17 protein-coding genes are annotated in these 19,361 nt (G+C 58.3%); 8 read left to right on the top strand and 9 right to left on the bottom strand.

Going from position 1 to position 19,361, the window contains the following annotated elements:
• Nucleotides 1-5: 5 nt before the first annotated feature.
• Nucleotides 6-920 carry a LysR family transcriptional regulator gene (locus tag NGM28_RS17945; RefSeq protein WP_252090978.1) on the bottom strand — a complete coding sequence of 305 codons (915 nt, stop codon included), beginning with the start codon at nt 918-920 and terminating at the stop codon, nt 6-8.
• Nucleotides 921-1,500: 580 nt separating this feature from the next.
• Between NGM28_RS17945 and NGM28_RS17940 the strand changes: the two genes are divergently transcribed.
• The 3 genes from NGM28_RS17940 to NGM28_RS17930 all read left to right on the top strand — a co-directional run bounded on the left by NGM28_RS17940 (nt 1,501) and on the right by NGM28_RS17930 (nt 4,658).
• Entirely contained in the window at nt 1,501-2,004 is a 504-nt protein-coding gene (locus NGM28_RS17940) for a hypothetical protein (RefSeq protein WP_252090977.1), read from the top strand.
• A gap of 276 nt (nt 2,005-2,280) precedes the next feature.
• Entirely contained in the window at nt 2,281-3,258 is a 978-nt protein-coding gene (locus NGM28_RS17935; RefSeq protein ID WP_252090976.1) for a hypothetical protein, read from the top strand.
• A gap of 56 nt (nt 3,259-3,314) precedes the next feature.
• Complete coding sequence (locus tag NGM28_RS17930) at nt 3,315-4,658, top strand: hypothetical protein (RefSeq protein WP_252090975.1); 1,344 nt, start codon at nt 3,315-3,317, stop codon at nt 4,656-4,658.
• A 324-nt stretch (nt 4,659-4,982) separates the two neighbouring features.
• On the opposite strand, the gene NGM28_RS17920 is transcribed toward NGM28_RS17930, so the two are convergent.
• The 4 genes from NGM28_RS17920 to NGM28_RS17905 all read right to left on the bottom strand — a co-directional run bounded on the left by NGM28_RS17920 (nt 4,983) and on the right by NGM28_RS17905 (nt 8,562).
• A complete protein-coding gene (locus NGM28_RS17920; protein ID WP_252090974.1) occupies nt 4,983-5,420 on the bottom strand; it encodes a YqaA family protein in 438 nt (145 codons plus the stop codon).
• The gene (locus tag NGM28_RS17915) at nt 5,420-5,848 is read right to left on the bottom strand and encodes a DUF411 domain-containing protein (protein ID WP_252090973.1); all 429 of its coding nucleotides are present in this window, start codon (nt 5,846-5,848) and stop codon (nt 5,420-5,422) included. The genes NGM28_RS17920 and NGM28_RS17915 overlap by 1 nt, the downstream gene beginning before the upstream one ends.
• A gap of 148 nt (nt 5,849-5,996) precedes the next feature.
• Nucleotides 5,997-6,866: a copper resistance protein B gene (locus NGM28_RS17910; protein WP_252090972.1), complete on the bottom strand. Its 870-nt coding sequence runs from the start codon at nt 6,864-6,866 to the stop codon at nt 5,997-5,999.
• Entirely contained in the window at nt 6,859-8,562 is a 1,704-nt protein-coding gene (locus NGM28_RS17905; RefSeq protein ID WP_252090971.1) for a copper resistance system multicopper oxidase, read from the bottom strand. Before NGM28_RS17905 ends, NGM28_RS17910 begins: the two co-directional genes overlap by 8 nt.
• 230 nt (nt 8,563-8,792) lie before the next feature.
• Here NGM28_RS17905 and NGM28_RS17900 point away from each other — a divergent pair, with 230 nt between their 5' ends.
• The 4 genes from NGM28_RS17900 (at nt 8,793) to NGM28_RS17885 (ending at nt 11,574) form a co-directional block, all read left to right on the top strand.
• Complete coding sequence (locus NGM28_RS17900; protein WP_252090970.1) at nt 8,793-8,984, top strand: DUF4223 family protein; 192 nt, start codon at nt 8,793-8,795, stop codon at nt 8,982-8,984.
• A 113-nt stretch (nt 8,985-9,097) separates the two neighbouring features.
• Nucleotides 9,098-9,289: a DUF4223 family protein gene (locus NGM28_RS17895; protein ID WP_252090969.1), complete on the top strand. Its 192-nt coding sequence runs from the start codon at nt 9,098-9,100 to the stop codon at nt 9,287-9,289.
• Between the two features lie 284 nt (nt 9,290-9,573).
• The gene (locus NGM28_RS17890) at nt 9,574-11,214 is read left to right on the top strand and encodes an inositol phosphate phosphatase SopB (RefSeq protein ID WP_252091042.1); all 1,641 of its coding nucleotides are present in this window, start codon (nt 9,574-9,576) and stop codon (nt 11,212-11,214) included.
• Nucleotides 11,215-11,226: 12 nt separating this feature from the next.
• Nucleotides 11,227-11,574, top strand: a complete 348-nt coding sequence (locus NGM28_RS17885) for a type III secretion system chaperone family protein (protein ID WP_252090968.1) — start codon at nt 11,227-11,229, stop codon at nt 11,572-11,574.
• Between the two features lie 205 nt (nt 11,575-11,779).
• On the opposite strand, the gene trhP is transcribed toward NGM28_RS17885, so the two are convergent.
• The 3 genes from trhP to NGM28_RS17870 form a co-directional block, all read right to left on the bottom strand.
• Nucleotides 11,780-13,099 carry a prephenate-dependent tRNA uridine(34) hydroxylase TrhP gene (trhP, locus tag NGM28_RS17880; protein ID WP_252090967.1) on the bottom strand — a complete coding sequence of 440 codons (1,320 nt, stop codon included), beginning with the start codon at nt 13,097-13,099 and terminating at the stop codon, nt 11,780-11,782.
• Between the two features lie 204 nt (nt 13,100-13,303).
• The gene (locus tag NGM28_RS17875; protein ID WP_252090966.1) at nt 13,304-15,028 is read right to left on the bottom strand and encodes a hypothetical protein; all 1,725 of its coding nucleotides are present in this window, start codon (nt 15,026-15,028) and stop codon (nt 13,304-13,306) included.
• A gap of 216 nt (nt 15,029-15,244) precedes the next feature.
• Nucleotides 15,245-16,147, bottom strand: coding sequence for a DUF4344 domain-containing metallopeptidase (locus tag NGM28_RS17870; RefSeq protein WP_252090965.1), 903 nt, complete (start codon nt 16,145-16,147; stop codon nt 15,245-15,247).
• A gap of 212 nt (nt 16,148-16,359) precedes the next feature.
• On the opposite strand from NGM28_RS17870, the gene NGM28_RS17865 reads away from it, so the two are divergent.
• Nucleotides 16,360-17,424, top strand: a complete 1,065-nt coding sequence (locus NGM28_RS17865) for an AI-2E family transporter (protein ID WP_252090964.1) — start codon at nt 16,360-16,362, stop codon at nt 17,422-17,424.
• A gap of 105 nt (nt 17,425-17,529) precedes the next feature.
• Here the strand turns inward: NGM28_RS17865 and NGM28_RS17860 are convergent, their stop codons facing one another.
• Entirely contained in the window at nt 17,530-18,732 is a 1,203-nt protein-coding gene (locus NGM28_RS17860) for a hypothetical protein (RefSeq protein ID WP_252090963.1), read from the bottom strand.
• Nucleotides 18,733-19,361 lie beyond the last annotated feature (629 nt).

Here is a 19,361-nt window from a genome sequence, read left to right as displayed (position 1 = left end):
CCGATTCACCCCGGGAGTTGCAGGTGCTCCTTGAGCTGGCGCATGCGGGCGCTGCAGTGTTCGATCAGGCTGTTGTGCAACAGCCGCATCGAGGTGGTGATGCGTGTGCGATGCGACAGCACCAGCTGCAGGGGCGCGGGCTTGCCCTGCCAGCCCGGCAGCACCGGCGCGAGCCGCCCGGCCAGCAGGTCCTCGGCGGCATTGAGCAGCGGCAGGTAGATCACTCCGTAGCCTGCCAGCCCCCAACGGCGCATGACATCGGTGTCGTCGCACTGGAAGTGCCCCTTCACCCGCACCTCCTCGATGGCCTCGCCCTGGTGGAAGCGCCAGTAGTTGTCGGGTTGGTCGAGGGTGCTGATGATGCACTCGTGCTCCATCAGCTGCCGCGGGTTGTCGGGCGTTTCGTGGGTCTGCAGGTAGGTGGGCGAGGCGCAGGCGATGAAGTGGTGCTGTTTCAGCACCGGCAGTTCGACCAGGTCCAGGGCGTAGCTCTGGCCGTAGCGCAGGGCGGCGTCGAAGCGGCCCCGGAGCAGGTCTTCGCGCTTGTCGCTCAAGGCCATGCGGATGCACAGGGTGGGCTGGTTGTGCTTGAGCTGGGCGAACAGGTCGAGCAACAGGTTGCGCCCAAGGTCAGAAGACACGGTCAGTTCCAGGATGCCCCCCTCATGGGTCAGCGAGCGTTCGCTGTTCTCCAGGATGCGCAATGCCAGTTCGGTGTTCTCCAGGTAGCGAAGGCCCTCGGGGGTCAGCTTCAGAGCGCGGGTGGAGCGCGTGAACAGGCGCACCCCCAGATGGTTTTCCAGACGCTTGAGCGCCTGGCTGGCGGCGGCGGGGCTGATCGACAGCGCCCGGGCCGCGGAAGACAGCCCCTGCAGTTCGGCAATGCGCACGAACAGTTTCAAGTCTCCGATGTTGGCCATCGTGTTGCGTCTCCATCTTATTGTTGGTTGTGTCCGGCCCTGCGTTGGCAGGGCCGTGGTGAGCGGGGCGGCATGGAAAACCGAAAGCTGGCAGGTCACTGCCGGGAGGATGCATGGCATGACGGCGAGCCCTGGGGCGGCCGAGTGGCCGAGGGCGTCGCGCTGGGTGAGTGATGGGGGGAATCCTGGAGTCCAGAGGTTTCCATACCGTCTGCGCCTTTGGGAGCTGTACTTTTACGATTCAGCGGGCTGGGATTGTCCTGCCGTGCCTGGCGGGGCGCTGTCGTTGACGGTCGCATTTTTATAGTTATCGGTCCGTTTGGATCCAACTTGGCGGTGGTGATCATGGCGACCAGGCACTCGAACGGCGATGTCATCGGTCCGTTCGCGCCCAGCCATCGGCCCATGGGTGGCTTGAGTAAAAAAATGCGATGGAGGCTGATAGTCGCAGCTTGCCGCGCCAGGCATCTTCGACGGTGTCCCGATTTCATCATGAGTAAGGAGTTGTATGGCTGAGCGTCCAAGTTCCGTTGGCGGGCCCAGGCCCAGGCATGGCCTTCTGCGCAGGTGGACTGCCCGGTTGCTGACGCGGCTGAGGCCAGCGTCGCGCGCCCTGGCGGCGGCCGGGCCGGCAGAGCCGCAGCAAGCGAATACGCAAGGCATGGCGGCCCAGGCTTACCAGCAGGCGCTCGTGCTGCGCGCAGACCTCGCGCAGTTGAAAGCCAGCGGCCTGCGCCGCAGCTATGTGATCCAGTTGTTGGGGCACGGTTGCCTGCCCGAGGTGGGCCGTTTGTTGTCCAGGCTGGCGGACGTGCAGGGGCGGGAAGCCTTCACGGCGATTCAAGCGCACAGCCTCCATAAAGGCCTGACGTTGGCCAACAGCAGTACCGAGGCGGCCATGAACCTGGTGTTGGCCGAGCGTGAGGCAGCAGAAAAACTGCATGACGCCGCGTGCTTTGTGGTGGGCGAAGTGATCGAGGCCTGTTGCCCCGGCAAGCGTGGGCAATTTGAACCTCGAACCTTCATGGCGTGCCTTGCCGAACGCTTTGCAGCGCGGTTTGCCGAGCCGGCGTTGCGAACCTGAACAGTCGATTTTGCATGCATGCAGCGGCGGCCAGTTGTCATAGGCTGTGGGAGATATTCAGTAAGGTCTCGAGTTTACCGATGGCCAGTGTGTGGAGCCATGTTGTAGCGCAAACGTTCCCCATGTAGCGAAGTTATTAAAAGTAGGTTGTCCCTGCTGGAGCAAACAGCATCTGTGGGGTAACAGGCAGTTGCGATATACCCCGCACACCCCTTGGGCAGAGGGCGATGTTGGCGTTCTGTTGGTTGTCAAGTAATTAAGTGAGGTGTCTAGATGATGGAAGCGTTGAAAGTTGCAGGTAAATTTCTGGCGAGTTGCTATGGCGTTGACGCCGAGAAGGAAAAGACGTTGAGTGGCTCTACCTCTCGGGCCAAATGCCAAGCGAAACCGTTTCGGAAGGTGAAGTTAGGCATATTGAGAAAGCTCTTCGTTAGGCGGGCTGTTGATAGTGAGCCCAACGTGCCGTTGCAAACGGTACAGAACAAATCCAAGACGATCAAGTTGTTTAGCCAATTACAACAGGAACGTTATCTGAATGAAATGCGTGCTGCCGTAAATCAATTGTCGTCTCAGTTGGAGAGCCTCACTGTCGAGGGGCTGATGAAGAATTATGATGAGCACTTGAGAAGTGGTGCTATCCGCAAAGTCTTTGATGTGCTTTCGGCTCTCGATGTGCTAGGGAAAAAGGAACAAGTGAGGGAGTTAGAGAACCTGGAACTGTTTCCTGCGTTTTGTTTGAGAGCGTCTGGTCAAACCGCGCTGATACGAAAGAACCAGGGGGCAGCGGAGGGCCTCTTGGGTGCATTGCATACCTTTGCCGGGGCGCTCAAAGCAGAAGTTGTATTCGATGATGGCTTTTTCGATGACCTGAAAGCAAAGCTGCTACGGGATAAGCCTGGAGTTGGCACGTTGCTGAGCAAGGTCGACATTGAGGTTAAAACTCCCGCCCCGCTCAATGCGGACATTCGAGTGCGTATGGCGGAGTTGCAAAGTGAGTACGGCGATTTTAGTGTTTTCTTTAGCCAGATTGAAACACTTTCCTTTGGGCGTGGTGAGCAAAGCGAAATTGCCCAGCGACTTCTCGACACCCTACCCCTTGGGCAACAGTTGTCCTTGGGTGAATTGTTTGGGCATCAAAAAGCGAAGTCACCGTTCGTGACAAATGAAACCCTGCGTAGCGTGGAGATGTACTGCAGGGAAACGGCCAAGGCGTTGGACGCGCTGGGTAAAACAGAAGACAGCCATCAAGGGTAGTACTTCGCCGTTTATTGATGATTTTCAAGTGTCTATTTTTCAGTGTGAGGTGTTGTATGAGTGGTATTTTTACTGAGTTTAGAAAATTATTCACCTGCTGTGTTCGTCCTGATACCGAGCCGGCTATCTCGACGCAGACAACCAGCAAGGAAAATGAGCGGGTGTCGCATCGTCAGGAAACCGTGAAAACCGGTCTGTTATCGCGTCTGTTCGTCCGGCTCATTAGTGTGTTTCAAGGGGGGCATAAAGATGCTGGGACGGCCTCTGAACCTATTTCAAAGTCGTCAGCTGATGATTTGCAAAAGCGTAAGATTGCAGAAGAGATGATTGTAGAGGTTGCTCTTAAAAATACCGCTTTTATCACCGCGTATTTTAAAAATGTGAAGCCTGAAGACTTTGCCGCAGAGTTTAGAACTCAGGTGGAAATTGATAGTGCTTTTCGCAAGGCGGGGCTGGTTATTACTAGTCTTGCTAAGCTTTCTGATCCGATCATGCTGGACGCCGGTCAGCGTCAAACTTCGCTGTATGAAGAGGTGCTAGCTGAGTTGAATGGGGCGAATATTGGGTATGGTTTTACATTTGGTGGAAGTAAAGGGTTTGTAGGGAAAGTAGAGGGGGTGGAGCCGCTGGGTGAGGAATATGCAGGGACGGACAAATATGAGATGGCGAAACGTGTTATCGAGGCATCGGCCGTGCTGGCTGAAGAGGCTCAGGATTTTCTTACTGGCAAAGATTACGGAGCCGGGAAACCTACACGTGAGTTTTGTAAAAGGCTTGTGAAAGTCCTCAGCGCTCTTGATCCTACAAGCCAGCCTGCTGCCGTTGCAGGATCAGAGCAACAAGAAGAAGTAGTTAATGGGGAAACCCCGCCTACAGTGGTGCCTGAAGGATCCAATCAGGATGATTTACTGCCAGATACCCGGACGCTGCCGGATTTTCCTGAAATTGCTCAAAAACCTTCAGGCAATACTCTAAAGGGCTGCGTAACGGAGGAGGTGGGTGCAAAGGAACATGTGGAGGCACCGCTGAGCCCTAGAAAACTGTTGGAATTGGTGGATTTTCGGGTTGGCAGTGATAGCCCAACGATATCCGAATTCGAAAAAAAAGTTAAAGAGCTTCAGCAGGAAGGTAGTGCGTTTCAAAAATTCTTTTCTTTTCTTGAAGCGACGAGTGAAAGCGGTAACGGCCCACAAAGGGCGGCTGCTGATATCGCACTGAATTATTGCGCGCCAAAGCAGCATGGAATATCCATGGCTAAAATCTTCGGTAAAGAAAAATCGGAGCCTATGATTCTTCGGGGGGCACCAGCACTCGCGATGTTTATTAATTTGGGAAAAAGATGCTGGGAAGCGGTCGTGTCACTTGAAGCCGCTAACTCTGGCACCAACCCGCGCAAGTAACCATCGCTATGGATGTCAGCACAGGTCGTTTGACCTGTGCTGACATAGCCTTCCGTTCGCCCCCAGCAAGCCTTGCCCATGATTCAGATGCGTTTCTCCGATTTCGACTACGCCGGTGAGCGCAAGCCAACCCGTCGTGAGCGTTTCCTGGGCGAACTGAAGCAGGTCGTGCCGTGGCGGGTTGGCCGTGCTGATCGAACACGTGCGAAACACCACGCTAGGATGGGCGCTGAGCGCCTCACGAACCCATATTGAATAGACACCTTGATCCCCGCCTGGCGCATCACTGCCTGGAAGGGGTCAAGGCGCTGAAACCCCACCTCTTCAGCCGGCATGCAACCAACCCAACGTAACGGCCGCGACCACGGCATAGCGTCCCGCCTTGGCCAGGCTGACCAGGAGCACGAAGCGCCAGAACGGTTCGCGCATGATCCCGGCGATCAGCGTCAGCGGGTCGCCGATCACCGGCATCCAGCTCAACAATAAAGACCACTGCCCCCAACGCTGGTAGCGCTGCTGGGCGCGTTGCAGCTGGCTGGCGCTGAACGGGAACCAGCGCTTGTCGCGCAGGTGCTCGATAGCCCGGCCCAGCACCCAGTTGACGATGGACCCCAGCACGTTGCCCAGGGTGGCGACCAGCAGCAAGGTCGCCCAGGCATGGGGCTCGCGGATCAGCAGCCCGACCAGCACGGCCTCGGATTGCAGCGGCAGCAGGGTGGCGGCGCCGAAGGCGCTGAGGAACAGCGCCCAGAGACTGAGCATCAGTAATTGGCGACCACGGTGTCCTGGTCGTCATGGGTCACGCCGATGACCTGGTAGGCATCTTTGTGATCACCCATCTCCATGCCTGGCGAGCCCATGGGCATGCCCGGCACAGCGATACCCTTGAGATCATTGCGCTTGGCCAGCAGGCGTACTTGTTCAGCGGGCACATGGCCCTCGACGAATTTGCCGTTGATCACCCCGGTGTGGCAGGAGGCCAGGCGCGGCGCGACCCCAAGGTGTTGTTTGAGCGCGCTCATGTTCGGCTCGACGTGGTCGTTGACGGTGAAGCCGTGGTCGCCCAGGTGCTTGATCCATTCCTTGCAGCAACCGCAGTTGGGGTCGCGGTAGACGTCGATGGTCTCGGCGGCCTGGGCCAGGCCGGTGATGGCCAGCAGGCCGAGGGTGAGCAGGGGGTTGCGCAGCATGGTGGAGCTCCTGTGAGACGGAAGACATGTTGATGCGGGATGGCCATTGTAGGAGCGGCTTCAGCCGCGATCACCCGCAACGCGGGGGCCATGCACCGCGGTGTCTGCATCGCGGCTGAAGCCGCTCCTACAAGGCCGTGGGCAAGGCCTAGAAGCGCAAGCGAACCCCAGCTACCAAGCGGGTCTGGCCGATGTCCTCGCCGTCCTCCCGGGCCTGGTCGGCGCGGTTGCCGTGCAGGCGGTTGAAACTGACGCCGACGTAGGGCGCGAATGCGCGGCTGATCTCGTAGCGCAGGCGCAGGCCCACTTCGCTTTCGGCCAGGCCTGAACCTTGTTCGCGGCCCGCATCGTCGCGCCCGAAGAAGTTGGCTTCGACAGTGGGCTCGAGGATCCAGCGGTTGGTCAGCAGCATAGCGTAACCGGCCTCCAGGCGCAGCGCGGTCTGCTGTCGCTCGCCGGCATAGGCGGTGGCCTCCAGCTCCAGGCCATAGAGCGGCGCGCCCTGGATACCGAAGGCGGCCCAGCTCTGGCCGTTGGCGGGCTTGAAGTCCCGGCGCAGGCCACCGACCAGCTCCCACCAGGGGCTGATGGCATGGCCCCAGAGCGCCTGCAGTTCGGCCCTGTGGGTCTTGCCTTGCTCACGCTCGCCTTCACTGCGCAGCCACAGGCGGTCGATATCACCCCCCACCCAGGCGGTGGCGTTCCAATTCAGGGCGCTCCTGTTTTCAAAGTTCTGGTATTCCAGCTGGTCGACGATCACCGCCCAGTAGGTTGCCCGATCATGCACCTGATGCCCTGGCAGGGGTGGGAATGCGGCGCGGCGGTCGGCATCGGTGATCGCTGGCAGCGGGGGGCGCGGTTGTCTGGGGGGCGCCACTGTGTGGTTCATCTGGCTGTGGTTCATTGGCATGGCGCCATGATTCATGGGCGCCATGCCAGAGGCCAGGGCCCGTTCGCTGGTCAGCAGGGCGAGCAGCGCGACACCGGTGACGATGCGGCGGTTGTAGATCTCATTCATCGACCCGTACCTCGCGGAACATGCCGGTCTCCATGTGGTAAAGCAGGTGGCAGTGGAAGGCCCAGCGGCCCAGGGCGTCGGCGGTCACGCGATAGCTGCGCCGGCTCCCGGGCGGCATGTCGAGGGTGTGCTTGCGCACCAGGAAGCGCCCCTGTTCATCCTCCAGGTCGCTCCACATGCCATGCAGGTGGATGGGGTGGGCCATCATGGTGTCGTTGACCAGGGTGATGCGCACCCGTTCGCCGTACTTCAGGCGCAAGGGCTCGGCGTCGCTGAAGGTGATGCCGTCGAACGACCAGGCGAAGCGCTCCATGTGCCCGGTCAGGTGCAGCTCGATGTCCCGCGACGGTTCGCGGCCGTCCGGGTCGGGGTAGGGGCTGCGCAGGTCGGCATAGGTCAGCACCCGGCGGCCATTGCCGCGCAGGCCGATGCCAGGGGCGGCCAGGTTGGCGCGGGGGGCCATGCTCTGCATGTCCACCCGCGGGTTGGCGGCTTCGCTGGCGGGGTGGCTTTGCATCATGGCCATGGCCGAGTGGTCCATGCCCGCCATGTTGCCGTGGTCCATCTGGCCCATGCCGCCATGCCCCATGTCATCCATGCTCAGCACCGGGCGCGGGTCCGGCTCGGGCACGGGGGCCTGCAGGCCGGCTGCGCGTGCCAGGGTGCCGCGGGCAAAGCCGGTGCGGTCCATGCTTTGGGCGTACAGGGTGTAGGCAGGCAAGTCACCCACGGTCACCAGCACGTCATAGGTCTCGGCCACGGCGATGCGCAGTTCGTCCACGGCCACCGGCGTCACCGGCAGGCCGTCGGCGGCGATCACCGTGAGCTTCAGGCCCGGTATGCGAAAGTCGAAGTAGGTCATCGCCGAGGCGTTGATCAGGCGCAGGCGCACGGTCTCGCCGGGCTGGAACAGGCAGGTGAAGTTGCCCTCCGGGGGCTGGCCGTTGAGCAGGTAGGTGTAGGCGGCGGCGCTGATGTCGGCGAGGTCGGTGGGGCTCATGCGCATCTTCGCCCAGGCCCAGCGCTCGTCGATGGCCTTGCCCCAGCCATGCTTGGCGACATCGTCGACAAAGTCGCCGAGGGTGCGCTTGTGGTAGTTGAATGCGTCTGACTGCTTCTTCAGCGTGGCCATCAGGGCTTCGGGCGCCTGGTCCGACCAGTCGCTGAACAGCAGCACATGGTCGCGCTGGTAGCGATGGTGTTCGGGCTCGCGCGGCTCGATGACGATGGCGCCGTATACGCCGGCCTGCTCCTGCAGCCCGGAGTGGCTGTGGTACCAATAGGTGCCGCTCTGGCGCAGGGTGAACTGGTACAGGTAGTCGCCGCCCGGCTCGATGCCGGCGAAGCTCAGCCCTGGCACGCCATCCATGTTGGCCGGCAGGATGATGCCGTGCCAGTGGATCGACGTGGGCTGGGCCAGGTAGTTGCGCACGCGCAAGGTCACGCTGTCGCCCTCGCGCCAGCGCAATGACGGGCCGGGCAGGCTGCCGTTGACGGTCAGCGCGGTGCGCGGGCGGCCGGTGATGTTGACCGGGGTCTGGCCGATGAACAGTTCGAACTGCTGGCCATCCAGCTCATGCAGGGGGCGCCGGCCTTCGGCGGCCTGGGCCAGCGGGCGCCACAGGCCAAGGCCGGCCAGGGCGGTGGCCGCGCCCAGGCCCTTGACGAAGGTGCGACGGGTTGGTGTCGGTGGCATGGCGGGTACTCGCGATGAACATGCCACGATCCTTGCCGCCCGCGGCTGTCAGTTGCCTGAGGCGTGGGTGACGGATTTGTCAGGTTGGGCGTTTCGTTCGAACTGGCGGGGCGCTGGCGTGGTGTCGCTTTGGTGTTGAAAACTAAAAAAATATGAACAGGGCTGATCGCTGTGGGTGGGGGGTAAGTGCAGACTACAGATGCTGCTCTAATTATCAGGAAAGTTATTCAATGAAAAAATTTGTAAAGGCTGCCGTCACTGTTGCCCTCGTGTCGGGTGTTGCGTTTTTGTCCGGTTGCGCGGGCCAGGTGTACAACAAGTCCGAGAACTGTTCGTACAACTACCTGTTGCACCCAGCGATTTCCGTCTCTCGCGTTGTTGGCGGTTGTGGCCCGGTGGGCGATCTGAGCCGCCAGCAATAATCCCCGTTGACTACCGAGGGTGGGCGCCGGCGAGATTCATCGCTCGCGCTGCGTCGTAACCATACGATCACATCGCGTGATGTGCCCTCGGCGTATTAAGGAAAGTGTGTTTTATGAAACGGTTTATCAAAATGAGTGCCGCAGGTGTTGCCATTGCGGGTGTTGCCCTGTTGTGCGGCTGTGCGGGCAAGGTCTACAACCAAGCCAAGAACTGCTCCTATGAATACTTGCTGCATCCAGCAGTTTCCGTCTCTCGCGTTGTTGGCGGTTGTGGTCCGGTTGCTGACTTGTCTTCGCATCAGTAAGTCGCCTGGGTGAGGTGCGATATCCAGCGTTGGCTGGATAGGTAAGTACCCTTTGATAGTTGGATGGCGGCCAGCGTTGGTCATAGGCTTGCATGGGATTGCATAGGTCGTCATAGCGCATGCGTCGAGGTTCTATTTGATCGGTGCATGATGAGGGTTGGGCTGCGATTGTCCGTGCCAATCAAGCATGTCTCGATATGCTCATATATTTTTGGAGTAAGGTTATGGTATATCCGGTAGGGCCGTCGCGGCCGTCACTGCTTTTTAAAGAATGTTATTTGTCTGTGAAACAAATGGTTCACAATTTGCTCGGGCGTATCCGTTCTGGCTCCGCCACGCCACCGGCCAAATATACATTTGCCAGTACGGGTGACTCAAGCGCGCTGTTAGAAAAAGACAAAAGCACACCTATGCCAACGCGATCCCTTCACGCAGTGTCTAAATTTAAACAGCTTTATGTTGAGGCGGCGCTAAAGTTGCTCGATGATTATTCTGGCAAATATGATGAAAGGCTAAATAACCTTTTGAAAGAGCTGGAAGGGCAGGGGGCAGCACAAGACCGCAATGCGACCAAGGCTGAGCGGAAGTCGGTCGCGGCACTGGAATCGAAACTGCATGAAATGATCTTCAACAATTTTCGGCAGTCGGAGACGCTTCCAAGACTCTCGATGAAACAGGTGAAAAAACTGTTTGAATTCGCCTGCGCTGATGTGCTTAATAGCAAAGACTGGAAGACGGTGGAAACCCAATTCACTTTCAAAGGTAAAGATTATATCTCCAGGCAGGTACCCGCGGCGGAAATGAAAGCAGAGCTGCGCGCCAAGAATAATCCACCGGCGACCAACAATGGCCAGGATATTTTTCCGAAGTCCTACAATGGCAAGGGCGTTTGTTGTTCGTGCGATCGTGAGACGGAGCACGCGACCAATTTGTGGATGACAGAGCTCCAGGGCACGGATGGAAGAGCGGTCTTCCGGGGTATCCGCCACGGTATCAACTCTCCCTACGGGCTGAAAAAGGGGTCTGAAGAGCGGAAACAAGGTGCGCAGAATCGGGCGAAAGAGGTGGTTGCCGCAGCGCTGTATGCACAACCTGAGCTGCTCGCTAAAGCACAGAAAGGGGAAGCAGTGACGCTGAGATTACTGTCCACATCGCTGGTGACGGGGGGGATTTGGCAGGAACAGGGCATGTTGGAAGATCAGATGAATGCTTGGCAGGAGCTTTCTGATACGCGACCCCTGGTTTTGTCCCTGGTCGGGAAGGATGGCGAGAAATATGATGTCAATATCAACCTGGAGGTCGCGGCATTAAACGTTGGCGTCAATGAGCTCGCGCTGAAGTTCAAAATGGGGCAAAGCCAAGCAGATGTTTACAACGCTAAAGCGTTGGGGCAGTTACTGGGGGACGATCTGACGGCCAACGGAGCGCTTGGAGGTTGGGTTGGAGAACATCTGGCTCAGAACCCGGAGGCAAAAAATGCTGGCTGGGTGCGGGAGCTGAGCCGCCAGGTGAAGGAAATCTGGGCCAACAAAGCGCATCACCAGGACGGAGGAGATCCGTACAAACTTTCAACGCGCTTGGCGGTTCTGGGCGAGCTGATTGGCGCGACACCGTGCTGGAACTGTAAGAGTGGCAAGGACCGCACCGGCATTCAGGGTGCCGAGATTGCCATGCTCTGGGCTCTGTACTGTGAAGGTAAACCGGTACCCCCCTACGGTCCACTAGACAAAGAATCGCAGCAACTGTATCAACAAGCGCTGCTTAACGGCGGCCATTGGCAGATACAGGAGTCCAATACTGGAGCACCGGGCAACAAGGTTATGAAAGATCTGCCTCCAGGCTTCAATCTGACGTTCGATCAGCGCGTAGGGGATCGGGAGGTCTGGAAGGAGACTCAGGGTTTGTCTCCCTGGGTCAAGGCTTAGGGAGGGGGAGCGATGGGATACCTATTACACAGCTTGTACGACTCGCTGGGGTTGGAGCAGGCCACCGATGACCCGGCATTGTTCTTTGACGACGAACTGATGGTGCACTTCGACGAAACAGCCCAGACGCTGGAGATGATTTGCCCCTTGGGCGCGTTGCCCGCCGATACGGACCTTTTGCAGCGAGCTCTGAAAATGAACTACGGCGGGCCGGTGGTGTTGGCGGCTGATGCGGACGGCGCGGCACTCCTTGCGCTGGTTGTCATGCCAGAAGATAGCTCCGGGGAGGAGCTTGTGGCCGCGCTGGGGGGGTTGCTCCAGGCTGCGCTGGACATCAAGAGGGAGCTTGGCTTCGCCTAGCCCCTGCATGAAAGGGGCCTGACGCACCTTTCGATCACGCCACAGGCCGCAGCCCGGCGGCCTGACTACCAAGATTCACATGTCCCGCGACGGCAACGGCGTGTCGTTGCCTTTCCTTCCTGCTGGCGGAAAAGCCAGTAACCTCCACCTTGTCCAGCGCTCTGTTGGGCGAGGTGAAAGCCACTCCAGCCTATTCGTACGGTGTCTAGACGGCCTCCAGGCTGCGCATCAGCAATCCATACTCCAGCCCGACCTGCTCGGGGATCGGCAGGTACACCACATGGCCATCCCCCGGCGCCACCTCGATCAGCTGCTGCTGGCGGTCGCAAAGGCGGTGCAGGTCGAAGTGGTAGTTGCCGCGCGGGGTCATCAGCTCCAGGTGATCGCCCACGGCGAAGCGGTTCTTCACCTTGACCTCGGCCAGGCCGTCCACCCGTACCCCGGTCAGTTCGCCAACGAACTGCTGGCGCTCGGACACCGAATTGCCGCGCTGGTAGTTCTGGTACTCGTCGTGCACGTGGCGGCGCAGGAAGCCTTCGGTGTAGCCGCGCTGGGCGAGGGACTCGAGGTTGTCCATCAGCCCGCGATCGAACGGCCGCCCGGCCACCGCGTCGTCGATGGCCTGGCGGTACGCCTGCACGGCGCGGGCGCAGTAGAAGTGCGACTTGGTGCGGCCCTCGATCTTCAGCGAGTGCACGCCCATGCCGGCCAGGCGCTCGACGTGCTGGACCGCGCGCAGGTCCTTGGCGTTCATGATGTAGGTGCCGTGCTCGTCCTCGAACGCCGGCATTTCTTCGCCCAGGCGGTTGGACTCCTGCAGCAGGAACACCTGGTCGGTGGGCGCACCGAGGCCCAGCGTCGGTTCACAGTGGCGGACGATGTCGCCGGCGGCGTTCTCGGTGGCCGGGGTCGCCTCGTACTTCCAGCGGCAGGCGTTGGTGCAAGTGCCCTGGTTGGCGTCGCGCCGGTTCAGGTAGCCCGACAGCAGGCAGCGCCCGGAGTAGGCCATGCACAGCGCGCCGTGGACGAAGATTTCCAGCTCCATGTCCGGCACCTGCTGGCGGATCTCCTCGATTTCCTCCAGCGACAGCTCCCGCGACAGGATCACCCGGGTCAGGCCCAGGCCCCGCCAGAACTTCACGCTGGCCCAGTTCACCGTGTTGGCCTGCACCGAGAGGTGGATGGGCATCTGCGGGAAGTGCTGGCGCACCAGCATGATCAACCCGGGGTCGGACATGATCAGCGCGTCCGGGCCCATCTCGATCACCGGCGCCAGGTCCGTGAGGAAGGTCTTGAGCTTGGCGTTGTGCGGGGCGATGTTGACCACCACATAGAACCGCTTGCCCAGGGCATGGGCCTGCTGGATGCCGAGGGCCAGGTTGGCGTGGTCGAATTCGTTGTTGCGCACCCGCAGGCTGTAGCGCGGCTGGCCGGCGTAGACCGCATCGGCGCCGTAGGCGAAGGCGTAGTGCATGGTTTTCAGGGTGCCGGCGGGGGCGAGGAGTTCTGGGGCGGGGAGAGGCATAGTGCTTAGGTGCGCAAGGAAAAGGGTGGAAGCGTAACAATCCGGGCGGCGGGAAGCATTGATGGATGTCAATATAATCAGGCGTATACGAGGGTGAATAGGGCTCTCGTCGTGTTCGAATGTCGTCCGACAGGCTGTAACTGCATGGTCAGCAGCCCAGGACACCTGCTGATGTCCTGGCTTTGAAAGAGATTGAATATATGATTATTGAGTGACGAAGTTATAAAGCTTTTGGAAGTTTTCTTCAAAGTGCGGATGCCGGCCAAGGTCATTTAGAGTGGAGGCATACATGCCGCTGCCGCTGATGCTGTTCACTAATACGCTGAGGCAACTGCGCTGCATCAAGGGCGCGTGAGGGATTGTAAATGTGTTGCTTTTTGGGTCGTTTATTAGTTGATTGGTCAGTGCGATTATGAATGTTTCAAGTTCTCTGGAGCTCATGGGAAGCAGATAGTCTTCCCAGTCTTGCGCATTGAAAAATGCTTGCGGGCCAAGGGGGGGAGTGGCGTCAAGAGCAATGTGCGTTTGCGGGGGGCTCTGCTGCGGGGCCGCGTGAGAAGGGAATGGTCTTGTTGCAACCATATTGAACCATTGGTTCATGGCGCTCGTGAGTTCGGGGCTATCAAGATTGCCATACAAAAGTTCGATGTGAGCCATGACCGACTCAACCAATCCGTGTGGGAAAATAACCTCGACGTCATGAATGTTGATCTTGATGGGCGTCGCGCCGTTCGTGGAGGCTGACTGGGTTAACGTCGTGGTGATTTGGGCGAGCGTATTCGCTGTGCAGCTGTCTAGAACTGCGGCATACGTTTCGATGTCAAGAGATTGAGTAGGTTCGGAGGGCCTGATTGAAGATACTCCCGCAAGGGGGTCAGAGTGGGGGGAGGGTACCGTTTGCGATTCAGTTCGTCCATCGCGGTTTTGAGCGTGCGTAAGCGCTTCTGTTGGCGGCATTGCCGTGACTGAACGCTCGTGTCCTGAAAGAACGTTTGTTGAGTGGGGGTTAGAGTTTTGATCGGCCTCGTGTGTAATGGCGAGCAGCCACGTGGATAGGGCTTGTCGGAGTTCGCCTATGTCGACCTCGGCAACCGGTAGACAGATGATGTAATTCATTATGGGGGTGAGCAGAGCGTGAGGGATTTCAAAAATTGCATCATCGATATAAATTATAGTGGGCGCCGCTTCGTTGTTTAGGAAGGCAAAAGTCAGGGCGTCAGTGATAGAGGTTAGTGTATGTGCCGAACATTGAGATAGTACGGGCTTGAACGTCTCCTCGCTAAGTGTGGTCACTTCGTTTTTTATGCCATACGCAAGGGGCAATCTCCCCTCTGAAGATCCAGTCGTAGAGGCAGGTAGAGGTGTTTCGCCCAGAGATTCGATTTCAGTGTGATTATTTTCAGGGTGGATTTTTTTTATCAAGATGTTGAGTCGTTGCCGAAGGAGGTCTAGGTGCTGCGGAGATAAATTTTGTGTGTGTGCATTGGTTTCCAGGATAGCGTTCGCGTTAAAGTGTATTTCTTGCTTGTCGGGAGTGGTGTGGACCAGCATATTGTTTTTGCGATCAAACTGTAAGTCGTCAATTGTAGTGGGTGTGACACTCAGGATGAGCTCGGCGGTATGTATGGCCAGCGTAGAATTGGCGCTGTCTAGCTCATGCTGAGGTAATTTGTGCTTGAGCTCTGACAGAAGGCGGGTAGCAGCAATGTGAGTGCTTAGTTTTTGCTTGCTTTCGGCGCCCTGAATACACTGGATGAACTTGTCCAGGAGGTTTTCATTGGCGATTTTTGCGGCGGAGTCTTCGATTTTTCGGAGTGTTAGGTGTCGGTCTTCTTTTAAGTGATTAATTACACTTTCCACGCTGTGGAGCTTGTGTGTTTGGCGTGGTGTATAGTCAGTGAGTGTCAAAAGGGCGTTTATTTGTGTCATGGCTTGGCTCAGGGGGTAGAGATTATTTAGTTTGATTTACGAGCGCTTATGCTAATTTATCGAGCGGTCGCACATTTCAGGGTGTTCAGTTGGCCTCGCATCCGCCCGTTCGGAGGGAGCTGGGTTTGCACTTTGCCCAAACCGTTGGAGCCCTCAATTGAGGGACTGGTCGAACGAGGGGCTCATTCCTATTGATTTCGAACGACGTAAGCCTGCTCAACTCGCCTCCTTGAAGTGCGGTGCCAGCAGCGCGTCCCAACCGCCCCTCATCTGCTCGAACTCTGCTTCGCAGCCTTCGGCGCGTGATTGATCGAGCCTCTGTTCGCTGACCAGGTAGGCGTAGGCGCGAGGGTCGGATCCGTAGGCGTAGCAGTGGAAGTTCACGGCGCGCTGGGCATCCAGCGAATGGGTATCGGCAAACGTGAGTTCCTCCACCTCGGTAACTTGTACCGCCAACTGTTCATACAGGTTCGCGATGGTGAGCAGGTAGTGGCTGGTCGCTTGATCCTGGGTCAGGACATACGCGGACAGTTGATCGGCCACATCTTCTTCCCGGCCGGTGAACGGCAGCGCCAGCACATCGATCAAGGCATGCCCCAGTTCGTGATACAAGGTGCCGACCGTACTCTGGTTGAGCAGGGTGGCGATTTCGTCGTCGTCCTCGTAGCCGGCCTCGACAAGCAGCGCGCGTTCCGTGGTCGCCAGCTCGTAGCAGACCGTGATCGTCCTGTTCGACGAATCGTAGAACGCATTGGATTCGTCGCAATCGGTACCGAGGACCGTCAGGTCCTGCGGCAGGGCGAAGGTCTCGTTTATCACCTCGGCGAAGTCTTCCAGCAGCCGGTCCTGCTTCATGAGCTGTTCTTCCCGCCGTGTGTCGGCGGTCTTTCCCGGCTGATAGCGAACGGTCACGCGACCCGATGCCTGGGGGGATGACGGTACCGCCGTCGATGTGCCGGCGACCCCGTCGTTGCGGCTGTGGTCTTCCCGCACTACGGGGGTGCTGTCGCTGGCAGGGCGATTCAGGTTCAGGTTGAACGTGCATCCGTGAAGCAGCAGGGCGCCTATCAGGGCTAGGGTATGGCAACCTCGGCGCTGCTGGGTGCGGCTTTTGTGCATGGGAGGGGCTCATTCGGGGGTCGAGGGCTTGGGCGCGTGGAGCTGAATGCTCCGCGTTATCGCCACCTGCGCCCAAGTCTGCGTCAAGGCGCGGAACGGGTCTGTTGCTGGAAGGCGTGATGTTTGAAGTATTCGCGTGCGCGCCGGGTGGCAGGCCAAGGCACTTTTACCGGGCGCCATGCACTAAAGGAGTAGGCCCTCAAGGAATGCCCATGAACGAGACCCTATTGCAGAACAAGGCGTTGCTCATCTTGCTGGCAGTGGTGAGCATCGCCTTCCTGTGGATACTGCTGCCCTACGCCGGCGCGATCTTCTGGGCGGTGATCCTCGGCATTCTCTTCTCGCCCCTGCAGCGTCACCTGCTATTGCGTTTCGGCGGGCGGCGCAACCTGGCGACGGCGACGGCGCTGGCCACCTGCCTGCTGGTCGCCGTGCTGCCGGTGATCATCATCAGCGCCTTGCTGGTGCAGGAAGGCGCCGCGCTGTACCAGCGCATCGAGAGCGGCCAGCTGGACATCGCCGGCTACCTCGAGCGCGGCAAGGACATGCTGCCGGCCTATGCCCAGCATGGCCTGGACCGCATGGGCATGGGCAACCTCGACGGCCTGCGCGACAAGATCACCCGCTGGGCCACCCAGGGCAGCCAGTTCCTGGCCGGCCAGGCGTTCAGTTTCGGTCAGGGCACGTTCGAGTTCCTGGTGAGCTTCGGCATCATGCTCTACCTGCTGTATTTCTTCCTGCGCGAGGGCGCTGAGGTGGCGCGCAAGGTGCGCCAGGCGGTGCCATTGCCCGAACAGCAGAAGCGCCGCTTGCAGCTCAAGTTCAAGCGTGTGGTACGCGCCACGGTCAAGGGCAACCTGTTGGTGGCGATCACCCAGGGGGCGCTGGGCGGGCTGATCTTCTGGGTGCTGGGCATCCCCAGCGTGCTCGTGTGGGCGGTGCTGATGGCGTTCCTGTCGCTGCTGCCGGCGGTGGGGGCGGGGATCGTCTGGGGGCCGGTGGCGCTGTACTTCCTGCTGACGGGGGCGATCTGGCAGGGCGTCGTGCTGATCGCCTTCGGTGTGCTGGTGATCGGGCTGGTGGACAACCTGCTGCGGCCGATCCTGGTGGGCAAGGATACGCGGATGCCGGATTACCTGGTGTTGATGTCGACCCTGGGCGGGTTGGCGGTGTTCGGGCTCAACGGGTTCGTGATCGGGCCATTGATTGCGGCGTTGTTCATTTCCAGCTGGGCAATCTTCGCCTCGACCAAGCCACAGGTGCAGTTGCCGTCGTAGCAGGCCTGTGGCCCTTGTTATCGATGATTGGACGGCCGCAGAACAGTACAGGCGCCAGCCCCCAGCACAGGTCCGGCGACCTGTGCTGACTTGATCGGAGACCCCCTAAACAACTGAGTGAGGACAACCTTGAAGCAAGGAGGGTGCGAAATACTTTGCTGCATCCTCCCCAAGGAACTGTCCGACATCAAATTTGATCGCGTCTGTTCTTGCGTCGGCGATTAAACGAGCAGCTAAGTGGGGTGTGTTTTTTTTACACAAGCTTAATGTCAAATTTTGTTGCTCGATAGCGGACAGAATTTCTTCGGTGTTTTTCTGCATGAATAAAAAGTGCTCATGCTCAACAGGCTGCTGCGGAGAAAGGTAGTGAGAGTTCGTGGTCAGGGAGGAGAGTGGAAAATGCCCAAGGTGCATTAAAGCACAATCCCTCATGATTTGACTGGAACGTCCATTCGCATTCGGTAAAAAATGGAGAAATTGATAATCTGATGTGACTTGAAGCAGGCTGTCAATGTTACGGGTGTCAATGGCGGAAATGTAGTTGGTTAAAACCTCGCGTATGATCGCTTCTTTTTTTTCGGGGTCGGAGATGGTGACGCAGTACATGATGTTCTCGTCTATTGGTACAATGCCGAGTCGATGGCCGCAGGAAAGGGTCTTTATTTGATTAAGGAATGGATTTCCATTAAGGTGTTTATATATGTCCTCATGTTTGAATACTGTCGTTGCAGGTACAGAGTAATTGGCGCCGGCACCCTTGAAGACGTCGCCGGGATTCATGTTCGTCAATGTGCCTGCGAGATGAAGGTACCTGTCAAGTAGTCGCTCGGTGCGAGCCGCTGAAGACCGGCCCTCTGCTTTCCCCTCTGCCGCTTCTTGGACGGCTGTCAAGAAATCTCCATATCCTTGCAGCATGGCAACGTTGTCATCATGTTCTATGTCCCCGCACCCAGTGTCCTTGGTGTTGTAAGCTACGATGGGATTTAATCTGTGCTTTGCTTCAACATAGACACAGGGGAAAAAAACCCTGATCTGTTCATTTGAGAGTTTTGATAGTCGGTTGCTCACGCCAGTGTTATTGTTTAGCGCGGCAATAAGCTGCTCGGCGGCAGCCTGCTCTTGAGCCAGTAAGTGCATTGGCTTTTTGTTGGCAGCATCCAGCATTTGAGTGTAATTCAGATCTCGATGCGGCATGCACGGGGACGGGGCCAACGCGCCGCAAGTGGAGTCTAAAGGCACGGCCTGTGACTGCTCTGGTGCTTGTGTTTGAGTACCCTGTTTATTCAATGTGGCTGTACTGACTTTCATGGATGGTATGCTCCTTTTTTAATCGTGGTGGTTGGTGGGGAGAGACTGGGATTCTTATCGTGCGGCGTGTGCGAGCGGAGGCTGTTTTATATGGTTTCGTGTTGGGTGGTATGGGGTGTTTTAAGTTGTTTTCGGTGCAAGGGTGTTTGCTTTTGCACATTGGCATCAGTTGAAAAACCACTGCACGAAAGGCAGCCCGTTGTGTCAGTACCTGGAAATTCCGCAATCAACCCAGCACAGGTTGCCTGGCGTGTGCTGAAATAACCCCGCGCGCTTCCAACCCACCAAGCCTTGCCCATAAACCAGATGGGTTTCTCCGATTTCGAATATACCGGTAAACGCGAGCGACTCCGCCGTGAGCGTTTGCTGGCCAGGATGGAACAGATCCTGCCGTGAAGCGGACGGGTAGCGTTGTTCGTGAGTCGAATCCCCCGCTTATTGCAGGTTGCCGAGGGACTGGCCACGACAGGAGGAACGAGTTTTCACTTGGGTGCCAATGGCATTGGCATCCACCTTGTATTCAGATAAAGAAAGTTGTGGTCAATGTCGAATGTTGCCCATTGATTAGAGCGCACAACCACATTGGACATTGTCACTGGCGGCCCGTTTTTTTTAGGGTTTGCATGAAC

Source organism: Pseudomonas sp. MWU13-3659, from assembly GCF_023757525.1.
Classification (GTDB): domain Bacteria; phylum Pseudomonadota; class Gammaproteobacteria; order Pseudomonadales; family Pseudomonadaceae; genus Aquipseudomonas; species Aquipseudomonas entomophila_E.
This window is presented reverse-complemented; position numbering and strand designations above follow the sequence as displayed.

Bases quoted from the DNA above. Each gene is read 5' to 3' on its own strand.
- NGM28_RS17915 (WP_252090973.1), bottom strand. From the start codon at position 5,848: ATGCTGCGCAACCCCCTGCTCACCCTCGGCCTGCTGGCCATCACCGGC.
- NGM28_RS17905 (WP_252090971.1), bottom strand. From the start codon at position 8,562: ATGCCACCGACACCAACCCGTCGCACCTTCGTCAAGGGCCTGGGCGCG.
- NGM28_RS17935 (WP_252090976.1), top strand. From the start codon at position 2,281: ATGGAAGCGTTGAAAGTTGCAGGTAAATTTCTGGCGAGTTGCTATGGC.
- NGM28_RS17875 (WP_252090966.1), bottom strand. From the start codon at position 15,028: ATGACACAAATAAACGCCCTTTTGACACTCACTGACTATACACCACGC.
- NGM28_RS17870 (WP_252090965.1), bottom strand. From the start codon at position 16,147: ATGCACAAAAGCCGCACCCAGCAGCGCCGAGGTTGCCATACCCTAGCC.
- trhP (WP_252090967.1), bottom strand. From the start codon at position 13,099: ATGCCTCTCCCCGCCCCAGAACTCCTCGCCCCCGCCGGCACCCTGAAA.
- NGM28_RS17900 (WP_252090970.1), top strand. From the start codon at position 8,793: ATGAAAAAATTTGTAAAGGCTGCCGTCACTGTTGCCCTCGTGTCGGGT.
- NGM28_RS17930 (WP_252090975.1), top strand. From the start codon at position 3,315: ATGAGTGGTATTTTTACTGAGTTTAGAAAATTATTCACCTGCTGTGTT.
- NGM28_RS17885 (WP_252090968.1), top strand. From the start codon at position 11,227: ATGGGATACCTATTACACAGCTTGTACGACTCGCTGGGGTTGGAGCAG.
- NGM28_RS17910 (WP_252090972.1), bottom strand. From the start codon at position 6,866: ATGAATGAGATCTACAACCGCCGCATCGTCACCGGTGTCGCGCTGCTC.
- NGM28_RS17865 (WP_252090964.1), top strand. From the start codon at position 16,360: ATGAACGAGACCCTATTGCAGAACAAGGCGTTGCTCATCTTGCTGGCA.
- NGM28_RS17895 (WP_252090969.1), top strand. From the start codon at position 9,098: ATGAAACGGTTTATCAAAATGAGTGCCGCAGGTGTTGCCATTGCGGGT.
- NGM28_RS17945 (WP_252090978.1), bottom strand. From the start codon at position 920: ATGGCCAACATCGGAGACTTGAAACTGTTCGTGCGCATTGCCGAACTG.
- NGM28_RS17920 (WP_252090974.1), bottom strand. From the start codon at position 5,420: ATGCTCAGTCTCTGGGCGCTGTTCCTCAGCGCCTTCGGCGCCGCCACC.
- NGM28_RS17860 (WP_252090963.1), bottom strand. From the start codon at position 18,732: ATGAAAGTCAGTACAGCCACATTGAATAAACAGGGTACTCAAACACAA.